The organism is Maribacter sp. MMG018 (assembly GCF_018100785.1).
Taxonomy (GTDB): Bacteria; Bacteroidota; Bacteroidia; order Flavobacteriales; family Flavobacteriaceae; genus Maribacter.
Genome location: NZ_JAGJEC010000001.1, coordinates 1298343 through 1310738, shown reverse-complemented (window position 1 = coordinate 1310738; position 12396 = coordinate 1298343). Strand labels below are relative to the sequence as shown.

Here is a 12396-nt window from a genome sequence, read left to right as displayed (position 1 = left end):
TGTTATTTTGTTTGATATAGAACAGGTCTACTAGGGCTGGCATCGTTCTCAAAAGATGCCATCTGCAGGTTTAAAATGTACGTACCATCGGGAATATCGTTGGCAACATAAATAAACTCGGTTATGGTAGCGTCCATTCTTAGAGAACCTTGTGTGTCCCAAAATGCTTTGTGTGCCAAAAGGGCCCCGTTATCATTTTCTTTATCTACCGAAGGCAGGTCTATCAACAAATGCTTTACCCCTAGGTCCACCAAATATCTAGCGGCTTCCTCTAATAAATAAGGAGGGTTGCTATTCGAATATTGCTTGGAAAATTTTGCTGTTGTGTTCGGCAATGTTCTTATGACCAAGGCTTCCAATCCAGTTGTTTTTATGGCATTGTCCAATTGATGTTTAGAAATAACAAAATCATCCTGTACTTTTCCGGGGGCTATGGTAATCACTTCTGCCAAAAAGAAATATTTGTTCAGGTTTTGGTTTACCGAATAAAACTCTTCGGTAATATGCCCTACACATTCCGTATGGGTGCCATGGGCATGCGGATTAAACCAGATATCATTAAAATTAGTGGATGCACCAGCCTTTACACTCCCCACAAAATCGTGTTCGGTGTGCGGGGCTATTTTTGGATGGTCAATATACCAAGCATTAACGTTGGACACATCTCCTTTCAGAGGTATAGAAATATCCAAAGGCCTGTTCAGGTCTATCTTGTATTCTTGTTGTCTATGTTTTATCGTTGCCTTCAAGTTCGAAATATATTAAGAGAAAATTTATGTAATACATTTATTGTAAACCCCCATACTGTATCATAAAAGCGTATCGGAACTTTTTATGACAAGTTAACCATAAACAAATCAGCTGCAATTCCATCTGCAAGAAACTTCCCTTTTTTAGTGGTCAACAACACATTCTGGTCTAAAGTTAGCAACTTTTCTTTTATATATTTTTTTGATCGGGCAAGCAAATAGGTCTCGTACCTTGGTCCAAAATCAGCGGCTATCCTATTTAATGACACGCCCCAAATAGTTCTAAGACCGGTCATAATGTACTCGTTATATTTATCGTTATCGGTAAGCTCCTCGATTTCTATAGGCAGTTCTCCCTTATCGATAGCCTTAATGTATTTCGGATTGTTATTAATGTTCCACCCTCTACGCCGGCCGTCGAAAGAATGTGCCGAAGGGCCTATTCCTATATATTTTTTTTGCTGCCAATACGCAGAATTGTTCTTTGAGAAATAGCCGGGCCTCCCAAAATTTGAAATTTCGTAGCACACGTAGCCCTCTTTGATAAGTGTCTCGTAGAGCTCATTAAAATGCGCTTGCGCCACCTCATCATCGGCAGGCTTCACCAATCCTTTTTTTACGAATGTAGCCAAGGCCGTTTTTGGTTCTACCGTTAGGGCATAGCTAGATATATGACCTATGTTGAAAGACAGCGCTTTTTTTATATTATGGCGCCAACGGTCTTGGGTCATGTTCGGCATGCCATAGATCAGGTCAATAGAGATATTATCAAACTTTTGTGCAGCCATGCCCAGCACTTTTTCTGCCTGATCGGCGGTGTGGGAACGATTCATAAGTTGTAGGTCTTCCTCGAAAAAAGACTGTATCCCTATGCTCAACCTATTAATGGGGCCATTCGCCAATTGATTCAATTTTTCTTCGGATAGGTCATCGGGGTTGGCCTCCAAGGTAATTTCGGGGCTTTCGGATACCTGATAATGTGCATACACCGTTGCTATTAAACGCTGTATCTCTTGCGGCTCTAAAACGGATGGGGTACCTCCGCCAAAATATATGGTTTCGACCACCTCGCCCTCGAACTCCATTTTTCGAAGCTCCATTTCGCTGCACAAGGCATCGACCATGGCTTCTTTTTTACCCATAGAGGTAGAAAAATGAAAATCACAATAATGACATGCCTGTTTACAAAACGGGATGTGGATATAAATACCGCTCATTGAAGTCTTGTTTACTTTTTGATCCTTCCCTCGTTCTTTTTCACGAAAGAGGCCCAACCGGAGTACGATTTTCCGACATCTATTCTACCTTCATTATAAAAATGACATACGGCAGCGGCCAGCCCATCGGTACTATCCAAATTTTTTGGCAGTGTTTTAAGCCCCAAGACACTTTGTAACATTTTTGCCACTTGTTCTTTACTGGCATTACCATTGCCCGTAATGGCCATCTTTATTTTTTTTGGCAAATATTCGGTGATAGGTATTTCCCTAGAAAGTCCCGCAGCCATGGCCACCCCCTGTGCACGCCCTAATTTGAGCATCGATTGCACATTTTTACCAAAAAAAGGGGCCTCTATAGCTATCTCGTCCGGATGATAGGTATCTATCAACTCAATGGTCCGTTCAAATATGAGCTTCAATTTGGTATAGGGATCGTTATATTTTTGCAATAAAAGCTCGTTCATTTGAACGAATTCCATCTTCTTACCGACTACTTTTATCAATCCGAACCCCATTATAGTAGTTCCGGGATCTATTCCCAATATAATTTTTTCGGTACTCAAATTTCTATTTTGTGTTTAATTGAACCGGCAACTTAAACTTTGTACTTACCGGAATTCCCCTCTTTAATGCAGGGGCAATCTGCGGAATGTTTTTTAGGCTCTGTATAATAATACCGTCAAGCTCTGGCATCTGTTTCATGATAGAAGCATCTTTACGAATGTCTACCACACTGATTTTTCCTTCCGCATCTATGACAAAGATAACATCTACGATGGCGTTTTCATCAGAATTGACCGTAAATTCAAACTCACTCAAGGTAACCTCGAAATGACCGATCAATTTTTGCTCAAAACACCTTTTTTGATCTTCCTTGAGGGCGGTTTCATCACAATCTAAAAACAGAGGGTACGAATCGACAGAGTTCCAATCCATCTGCCGTAGTTCCTCATTCACAAGATCTTGGGTCCTTTGCTCTTTGGATTCAAAGAGATTACAAGAGGACATTATCAAACAAACCAATACAAATAAAATGCGCTGCATTACACCAAAACTATGGTTGAAATTACAACTTTTTAGGGAGTTTACTCTTCTGTGAAATGTATTTCTGTCTTCAATTCAGAAATACGTTTCGCCACTATTTCGGAAAGATACGGTTGCCCTGTACCATATTGGGTCTTAAAACTCTGATAGTACTCCAGCTTTTTCTCCGGTTCTGTACCCAATTGATCGTACACCGTACAAATATTGTAGTACAGCAACGGTTCTTCGGGGTTTTCTTTATGGGCCATTCGATAATATTTTAAAGCGCCCTTTAGATCTTGTCGTTCTCTGTAAAGACCTGCCAACAGACTGTAACCCTTTGCGAATATGGGTCTTTTAATCATCATCGCCTTGTTTATAAAAACTTCGGCACTATCCAATTCCTTATTTTTTCTATACACTTCCGCCAAACCAAAATAAGTATCCGAATTTTGGTCGTTTAATTTTAGTAGTTCTTTGTAGGTCTTCTTGGCCTTGCCGAACTCCCAGTTCTTATAATAGCTATAGGCCAGTTTTTCATAAACGTATTCTTTGTGCTCCCCCAACTCCAACACTTTTTCCAACCACGGTATGGCCTCTTCGTACTTATTATCATTAAAATAGACCAAGGCCTTTAAGTTTACAAACCCCACATCGCTACTATAAAACTCCAATCCTTTGTTAATGTATAAAAGTGCTTGATCTGGTTGTTTTTTGACCAAAAAGTACTTTCCCAATCGAAATAAGCTTCGCAAGTGGGTACTATCTAATTGCACCGCGTTTTTGTATGCGACCAAACTACTGGCAGGTTGCCCAGATTCCGTATACGCCTCCCCTAGATAATAATAAAACTCTGGGTTGCCATTTCCATTACTGACAAGTTTGGCAAAGAGCCTACGTGCCTCGTCAAATAACCGGCCCTTCATATACAACTTACCCAACTCAAAACTTGCAATGTGCAACGTGGGATCCTTGCCCACAACACTTTCATACTGGGCAATGGCCTTGTCATAATTGCCAATGGCACTATACGACCTTGCTATTTGTAATAATGCCCGTGCACCACCTATTTTAGAATATTCGTTGATCGCCAAAGTATAGTTACCCGTAGCATAAAGACTATCTGCGGCCATGATACCCGAGGATTGGGCTTCGCCCTTAAAAAAGCATAGTAAAATAAAAACCGCCTTCACAACCCTCATAACAAGCACACTATGTTAATTTGAATGTTACAGGAATGGAATAGGGTACGTCCACGTTCTTTCCGTCGTAATTACCCGGGGTCATTTTAGGTAGTTTTTTGATAATGCGCTCTACCTCGTTCTCCAATAACTCATGAGGCCCTCTTTTTCTGATATTAATAATACTGCCGTCTGCCGAAATCGTAAACATCACACTTACCCTGCCCTGTATACCTTTTTCCATGGCCTCTTTAGGATAGTTGAAATTTTTACTGATATGCCTTTGCATCATCATATTAAAACAAGCCCTAGCGTTGCTGTTATCTTCACAACCCGGAAAGACAGGTACATTTTCTACATAAGAAAAAGGCACCTCTTCCTTATCTACCCAATAATTTTTATTACCGACCTTTGAAGCTATGCCATCGCCCAACCTAAAGGAAATAGGGATAGAATAAACCGTTTTCACGGGCGTTCCATCGTTTATGCCCGGTTGCATCTGAGGCAATTTACCAATAATGCGCTCTGCCTCATCTTCCAACAAAAAATGTGGTCCTCTTTTTTTAATATCGCCCACCGATCCATTCTCATCTATGGTAAACATAATATGTACCCTTCCTTGCAGTCCTAATTCTTGTGCATCCTCGGGATATCTGAAATTTTTAGAAATATGTTGATGTAACATGGTGGAAAAACAGGCCTTTTTATCATCGGCATCCTCACAATTGGGAAAAACAGGCACTTCGTCTATTTCGGCAAAAGATACCGCATCCATTTCCGTTTTTAATGCCGTGGCCTCCTCTTCACTTTTAAGACCTTCCTTTTCATTTTGTTCACATGAAGTATAAAATAACATACCCAATACCAACGGCACAAGAAGTAAGTACTTTAACTGCCATACTTTTTTTGATTTCGATTTTTGTAACATGACTATTCGTTTTTTGATTAATGAATTTTTAAAAAAATGATTGACAAAGGAGATGTTTCCGGATTCGAATACTTGTGACAACAACAAATTATAATGCGCCTTACGCTCGGTTTTTGGCACATGGGCGTCTGCAATAAACTCATGCAACTCGGTTATTCTCTGCTGATATATGTAGACCAACGGATTAAACCAGCCTACAATGCGCATTAATTCGAAAAACAACAGATCTAACGAATGCCGTTGTCTTATATGCACCAACTCGTGGGAAACAATTACGTTATATTCCTTTTTTAATACCTCATCGCCCAAGAAAATGGACCTGAAAAAAGAGAAAGCTTCATTACTATGGGGCAATACAATTTGGGTAAAATGTTTAAAATACGTTACCTCGCCTTTTCTTCTTAATTGATATAGACGCCATAGTTTTATTAAAAACCAGAAAGTAGCTATCACTATTCCCGTTAAAAAAAACACTTGTTGCCATGAAACATGCAAGTCGCTATCCATAGTCGTGCCTACAGTAACCGGGGACTGCTCTAAACTCCACAAGAAATCTGAGTAGCCTTGAAAGGTGACTGGCAACTCTGTACTAAATGCCTCTATTTTCACCCATGGAAGCAACAACGACAATGCATAGGTAACTATTAAATATGCCCTGTTCCATTGAAAGAACGTTTCCTTTTTTAGAAAGAAATCATAGATCATCAAAAACAAAAGTTGAAATGCTACGCATTCTAGAACATACTGTATCATGATTCCTCTTTTTTAATGTCCTTTAAAATCGATTCCAATTCAGAAAGACTCATATCGTTCTTTTTCATAAAAAAAGAAACCATACTTTTAAACGAGCCTTGAAAATAACCGTCTACCAACTTGTTTATACTCTGATTGCTGTAGTCTGCCTTTTTTAACAAAGGGTAATATAAATACCCCTTTCCCTCTTGTTCGTGATCGACAAAACCTTTGCTTTCCAGTATTCTCACTATAGTAGAAACCGTATTGTACGCAGGTTTAGGCTCCGGCAATTTTTCTATAATACCGGCAACATTAGATTTTTCTAACTGCCACAACACTTGCATTACCTCCTCTTCCGCTTTTGTTAATTGCTTCATTTCTTTCAACTAATTCTTTAGTTCGAATCAAATGTAACTAAAAAATTAGTTCAAACTAAAATTTTAGTTAAAAACTTTATAAAAAAACCTAAGCAACGGTTATTACTTAGGTTTCAAGTAAATAAGTAGTATCTACTTAAAAAGTTACGGATACCTTTCCTCTTAAATAGAAAGGGGTTCCGGGTGTAAAGTGAATCTCTTCAACAGGATTGGCTTCGTTAAAAAGGCGGCTTTCTGTAGCAAATTGGGTTTCGTTCCAATCGGTATCGAAGAGGTTTTCTACAATGATACCAAAAGTCCAATTTTTAAGACTATAATTGATATTGGCATCTGTTACAAAATAGCCGTCCGCAACGATGGAGTTGTCTTCGTTCGCCGCACGGTCATCTACATATCTATAGTTAATTCCGCCAGAAATACCATTAGGGACATCTACCGTAAAACCGCCCGATGTCGTAAAATCGGGTGCCAACGGAATATAATCTTCCCCATCGGGCTCATCGGTACTTCTTGCATGGGCATAGTTACCATCTACATAAAGGTATAACCAATCCGCTGCCTGGTACCTAGCCCCTACTTCCAATCCCAATCTTCTTGTTTTTCCACTTGGCTCTACAATACCTGCATCGCCAACATACACAAATTCCTGGTCCATAAACAAGCTCCATAAAGTGGCATTGAGCACCAACTTGTCCGCAGGTTTAACAATAGTTCCCAAATCTATTCCATAAGCGGCCGGCAATACGTCTTCCCCATTGTTTGCGACCACCACCCTAGTGTCGTTGGAATGGAACCCCATACCCGCCTTTAGAAAAAACTGGGTGTTTAAACTAGGGGTAAAGGTGGTATTGAATTTAGGACTGAACGCTAGTTTATCTTGACTTTGATTATCATAAAGCTCACTTAATTTGTTCACATAATCGAACTTGAAATAATCTAATCGTACCGATGGATTAAACGTAAAATCGCCCCATTTTAATTCGGCATCTAAAAAACCATAGGTGTTCACCTCATCAATATCGCCATAAGAGATGCTGTTCAGTACCGTTTGCCTGTTCAAGGTATGTGACAATTCGTTGTCATCACTATTATCGTATCTAAAACCGATTCCTCCCCTATAGGCCAAACCTTCACTTCCCCAGTTCTTCTTGTAATTTTCATAAATGGTTTCGGCACCTACGGTCACCCTATTCTCCTTTTGTTTTATCTGATCTCCGTTAATGGGATCGTCCAAAAAGAAAGTAAAGTTCGAATACAGTTCAAAATCATACTGAGAAACGTAGGCCTTTGAACGAATAGCCCCTCCATCCTGTAATGTCTTATGGTGATTTAACAAAATATTGGTTCTGGAGGTCTCTCCCCCTTCGGTATCATCTATAGACCCAAATCTACTGATCAATCCCTGATCCACGGCACGCTGTGGTATTTGTCCGCTTGCATCCCACTTGCTTGTAAAGTGAGACGCCGTCAACAATAATTCTTGATGCCCAGGCAGCTTATACCTGTACCTACCCATAATGTTTATTCGGTTAAAATTTTGTGGCGATTCTACCGGGCCATCCGTCAAATAAAGTTCAGAAGCTATATAGGCATCGCTATTACCTGTATCCATTACATTGAACATACCCAGAAATCTTTGGGTATTGAACTGTCCGATCTCTACAGAGGCCATATTGTTATCGATACTTTTTCGGAGGTGTAGATCTACATAACCGGCCGTGTTAAAATTTCCTTGTTCCGCATAAAAAGGGCCCTTACCAAAATTGATGTTCTCAATGGTCTCCGGTATTACAAAATGTAGATCCGCATAGCCTTGCCCGTGCGCATGGGAAACCATATTTACCGGCAAACCATCGACACTAATTGAAATATCGGTACCATGATCAATATCGAAACCGCGCAAGAAAATTTGCTCCGCTTTTCCTCCGCCCGCATGCTGACCGATAATAAGGCCCGGCACCTTTCTTAAAATTTCTTGGGAAGACTTCACCGGACTCGCCTCAACGTCTATATCTACCAACTGGCTCAACACATCTACCTTTGATGTCAACACCACCTGATCCAAAGAAATGGAAGCACTTTCCATAACAATGGAAATAGGCTTCGCCATATCTTCTTTTTTTACCACCCACAATTTGGTCGCATACCCTAAACTTGAGAAATAAATAGAATCGTTAACGCTGGTATTCGGCAATAAAAAATTACCCGAAACATCAGAATGGCTGTGCTGTCCGCTATTCTTATTAAAAACGCCAACATCTTGCAAAGCATTGCCTTCGCTATCGCTTATAACACCTTCTAAATTTTGGCCTTGTGCGGTTATTGACAATAGTAAACTAAAAGCAAACAATGCCCTTTTCATAAATTGCTAAATTTTAATTGTTTATTTTTTTTACGATTCGCAAAAATAAATAGAAACTGTACATTTTTTTCAACGATTGTAACAAATCCGATTTATTTTTGTCTAACATTTGTACTATGGATATTGTATTATTACTTCTGGGTTTTATTTGTATGTTAATAGGGATATTGGGCAGTTTCCTACCGGTATTGCCCGGCCCTCCGATCAGTTGGCTTGGTTTGCTTCTATTATATCTTACCAAAGCTATTCCGAACAACTGGTGGGTATTAGGTGTTACCTTTGCCATAGCATTGATCGTTTTTGCATTGGACTATGTAATACCCGCCATGGGCACTAAAAAGTTCGGCGGCACAAAAGCAGGGGTCATAGGAACCACCATTGGCTTACTTGTAGCCCTGGTTTTTCCGGTTCTAGGACCTTTCGGTATTATTGTATGGCCATTTGTAGGTGCCTTGGTCGGGGAACTACTAAATAAAGCCGATAAAAAAACAGCCACAAAGGCTGCTTTTGGTTCTTTTCTTGGATTTTTAACAGGAACCTTTTTAAAGTTTATGGTTTCTATTATCTACCTAGGATTGTTTATAGCTACGGCATGGGAATACAAGTCGGCACTTTTCCCTTATTTTGATTAATCCAACCAAACGGTTTTCTCGGATATAGGCCCACGGGGTTGCTCTGGCCACTCTCCATCAAAATGTCCCATATAGAAGAAACCAAGGCATTTTTCACCTTCGGCCATCTCAAAGAACTCAGCCATGTGCTTTATAAGGCCCGGAGAGCTCCAATAGGCCCCTATACCCATTTCGGTACAGCACAGCCACATATTTTGAACGGCCATAGCCACTGCCGCGACCTCTTCCCACTCCGGCACACTTTCATTGGGATCACGTTGCATACAAATCGCAATAACGGCACCCGACTTTTTCGGGTTTTCCAACAGTTTTTTGATTTTTACCTGTTTAGGGTTCGTATCCAACTCTTGATACTTGGCAGAAAGAAATTCTCCCAAACGTTCTTTAGACGCCCCTTGTACCACCTTAAACCGCCAAGGCTCTGTCTTCTTGTGGCTAGGCGCCCAATTGGCAGCTTCCAAAATCTTTTCTATATCCTGCTTATCTATAGGATCAGTGTTGTACTGTGCAGGAAAAATCGAACGTCTTTTTTGTATCAAATCAAAAATCATATCTCACTTTTTAATTAACGTAAAAATAGCAGAAAGTCTTTTTAGAAAAATTTATCTAACATAATTTTAAGTCTTAAACCGTTCTGCCTTATTTCAACAAAAGATCTATACAGTTTTTTAATACCGGATTACTATTTTCTTTTTTCCATATAACGGATAGCAAGGCCCTTTGCCTCACATTCTTCAACTCTATAAATTTAATCCCCATTTGAAAACCGTTTTGCAAAGCAGTAGGCACTATGGCTATACCTAAATTGTTCTCTACCAATTTAAAAATGGTCTGCGCGTGCACCGATTTATGTGACACCTTGGGTATAAAACCGGCATCTGAACAAATACTCATGATCGTTTCATAATAGAAAGGACTGTCCTCTTGCCCGAAGAGGATAAAATTATCGTTGGCAAACCGCTCCATTCCGTTATACTCCCGTGTCAACATAGGGTAACTTTCCGGCAGTACCAAAGAGAACGTATCCTTAAATACCGTTTGCATATGTAGTTCCGCAGGTACCCTGGACAATCTTACAAACCCCAAATCCAATTCATCTTTCAATACTGCATCTACTTGTTCAAGGTTCGAACGTTCCTCTAACGAAGTCTTGATCTTCGGAAACTTATCCCTTAGCCTCACCAAAAGTTCAGGTATTACATTTTGCATGGCAGAACCCAAAAAGCCGATTCGCACCTCACCTGTATCCCCTTCCCCGATCAGTTGTAATTGCCTACGGGTTTCCTTTAATTGTTTAAAAATGTCTTCGGCCTGTTCTTTTAAATAATGTCCTGCAGGGGTAAGCGACACCTTTTTCTTGTTTCTCTCAAAAAGTTTCGCCTGTAAAATGGTTTCCATCTGTTTGATCTGCCGACTAAGGCCAGGTTGCGAAATAAAGAGTTTTTCCGCAGCTTTTCTAAAGTGCAACTCTTCTGCCACGGCCAAAAAATAAGTAAGATGCCTTAATTCAATTTGAGAACCCATAGTTATTGATTGTTCACTAAAATAGTATTGGTAATTATCAAACTTAACAAATATATTTATGTGGAAAAATAAAAAGTAACACAGTGGCACCAAAAACCTTTAAACTCGGCGAAGACTGGCTAACTGCAGGGATCGCATTAAGCATCTGCGAGGGAACCACCTTTATTGTATTATCTAAAGCAACTCGAAAAAAGATTGAAAAGAGCTGGGGCATTGTCCAGAAAATAGTAGAAAAAGGACATCCAGTTTATGGTATAAATACAGGGTTCGGCCCCTTGTGTACCACTAAAATATCGAAGACAGAAACCGATATATTACAAACCAACATCTTAAAGAGCCATAGTGTTGGTGTTGGTAAGCCCATTGTAAGTGAAATTGCCAAGACAATGCTCGTTTTAAAAGTCCATTCTTTGGCAAAAGGCTATTCTGGCATATCCATCGATACGTTAGAACGTATTATATGGCACATAGAAAACAACGCCATACCCGTAGTACCCTCGCAAGGTTCGGTAGGGGCATCGGGTGATCTTGCTCCGCTATCCCACTTATTTCTACCCTTAATAGGTTTGGGCAAAGTACATTATGAAGGACATGAAATTTCCACATCTGATTTATTCAATAAAACAGGATTAAAACCATTGGACCTAGGGCCCAAAGAAGGTTTGGCCCTTATAAACGGAACTCAATTTATAGCCGCCCATGCCGTAAAAGTGGTAGATAGGCTACATGCGGTTCTGTCTCAGGCAGATATTATTGGGGCCATGATGATAGAAGGCCTACAAGGTTCGGTAAAACCTTTTTATAAAGAACTACATGACCTACGCCCCTTTAAAGGAAACATTCATGTGGCCAGAAGGGTAAAACGTTTGCTCAAAGGTTCTGAAATTATGGAGGACCATATAGATTGTGACCGCGTTCAAGATCCATACTCCCTTCGTTGTATTCCCCAAGTACATGGGGCATCTCGAAATGCATGGCTTCATTTAAAAGAACTGTTAGAGGTAGAATTGAATTCGGTTACCGACAACCCTGTCATTATTAATGAAGACCTTACCATTAGCGGAGGCAACTTTCACGGGCAACCCTTGGCCATGGCACTCGACTACGCCTGTTTGGCCGCTTCGGAAATCGGAAACATCTCCGACCGTCGCATTTATTTGGCATTGGAAGGCAATAGCCCAGGGGTACCTAAATTATTGATGAAAGACACTGGTATCAATTCTGGCTACATGATCCTACAATATACCTCTGCCGCTTTGGCGAGCGAAAACAAAGGATTGTGTTTTCCGTCCAGTGCAGATAGCATACCCACATCTTTAGGACAAGAAGACCATGTAAGCATGGGGTCTATTGGAGGGCGAAAGGCTTTGCAGGTCATTGAAAATGTAGAAAAAATATTGGCCATAGAATTATTGACGGCCGCACAAGCATTTGAATACAGAAAACCTTTAAAATCCGGTATCTTTTTAGAGGAAATACATAAGGCGGTCAGAAAACAGGTGCCTTTTGCTGACAAGGATCGCGTTTTTGCCAATGACATTGAAAAAGGAATCAAAATGATACAGGACAAGACCATTATATCCCTCATCGGAATTATAGAAGAAGAAAAAGGCATCTCATTAAAAACCAAGTATTCGGAAGAATTTGAAAACTATTAAAATAGCT

12 protein-coding genes are annotated in these 12396 nt (G+C 40.1%); 2 read left to right on the top strand and 10 right to left on the bottom strand.

Annotation, left to right across the window (positions count from 1 at the left end; translation table 11 throughout):
• Positions 1-2: 2 nt before the first annotated feature.
• From J8L85_RS05615 to J8L85_RS05580, 8 genes are all read right to left on the bottom strand, one after another.
• A complete protein-coding gene (locus tag J8L85_RS05615) occupies positions 3-749 on the bottom strand; it encodes a cyclase family protein (protein WP_211015372.1) in 747 nt (248 codons plus the stop codon).
• An 83-nt stretch (positions 750-832) separates the two neighbouring features.
• On the bottom strand, positions 833-1966 hold the full coding sequence (gene hemW / locus J8L85_RS05610) for a radical SAM family heme chaperone HemW (RefSeq protein ID WP_211015370.1): 1134 nt from the start codon (positions 1964-1966) through the stop codon (positions 833-835).
• 11 nt (positions 1967-1977) lie between these two features.
• A complete protein-coding gene (gene ruvC / locus J8L85_RS05605) occupies positions 1978-2532 on the bottom strand; it encodes a crossover junction endodeoxyribonuclease RuvC (RefSeq protein WP_211015368.1) in 555 nt (184 codons plus the stop codon).
• 4 nt (positions 2533-2536) lie between these two features.
• Positions 2537-3013, bottom strand: a complete 477-nt coding sequence (locus J8L85_RS05600) for a hypothetical protein (RefSeq protein ID WP_211015366.1) — start codon at positions 3011-3013, stop codon at positions 2537-2539.
• A 41-nt stretch (positions 3014-3054) separates the two neighbouring features.
• The gene (locus J8L85_RS05595; protein WP_211015364.1) at positions 3055-4194 is read right to left on the bottom strand and encodes a tetratricopeptide repeat protein; all 1140 of its coding nucleotides are present in this window, start codon (positions 4192-4194) and stop codon (positions 3055-3057) included.
• Positions 4195-4204: 10 nt separating this feature from the next.
• Complete coding sequence (locus J8L85_RS05590; RefSeq protein ID WP_211015362.1) at positions 4205-5854, bottom strand: M56 family metallopeptidase; 1650 nt, start codon at positions 5852-5854, stop codon at positions 4205-4207.
• Entirely contained in the window at positions 5851-6213 is a 363-nt protein-coding gene (locus J8L85_RS05585) for a BlaI/MecI/CopY family transcriptional regulator (RefSeq protein WP_211015360.1), read from the bottom strand. The genes J8L85_RS05590 and J8L85_RS05585 overlap by 4 nt, the downstream gene beginning before the upstream one ends.
• 136 nt (positions 6214-6349) lie before the next feature.
• A complete protein-coding gene (locus J8L85_RS05580) occupies positions 6350-8575 on the bottom strand; it encodes a TonB-dependent receptor plug domain-containing protein (protein WP_211015358.1) in 2226 nt (741 codons plus the stop codon).
• Between the two features lie 116 nt (positions 8576-8691).
• Here J8L85_RS05580 and J8L85_RS05575 point away from each other — a divergent pair, with 116 nt between their 5' ends.
• Positions 8692-9207, top strand: a complete 516-nt coding sequence (locus J8L85_RS05575) for a DUF456 domain-containing protein (protein ID WP_211015356.1) — start codon at positions 8692-8694, stop codon at positions 9205-9207.
• Here J8L85_RS05575 and J8L85_RS05570 read toward each other — a convergent pair.
• Both J8L85_RS05570 and J8L85_RS05565 read right to left on the bottom strand, forming a co-directional pair.
• A complete protein-coding gene (locus J8L85_RS05570) occupies positions 9204-9758 on the bottom strand; it encodes a nitroreductase (protein WP_211015354.1) in 555 nt (184 codons plus the stop codon). The genes J8L85_RS05575 and J8L85_RS05570 overlap by 4 nt on opposite strands.
• Before the next feature lie 88 nt (positions 9759-9846).
• Positions 9847-10731, bottom strand: coding sequence for a LysR substrate-binding domain-containing protein (locus J8L85_RS05565; protein ID WP_211015352.1), 885 nt, complete (start codon positions 10729-10731; stop codon positions 9847-9849).
• An 83-nt stretch (positions 10732-10814) separates the two neighbouring features.
• Between J8L85_RS05565 and hutH the strand changes: the two genes are divergently transcribed.
• The gene (hutH, locus tag J8L85_RS05560) at positions 10815-12389 is read left to right on the top strand and encodes a histidine ammonia-lyase (RefSeq protein ID WP_211015351.1); all 1575 of its coding nucleotides are present in this window, start codon (positions 10815-10817) and stop codon (positions 12387-12389) included.
• Positions 12390-12396: the final 7 nt, after the last annotated feature.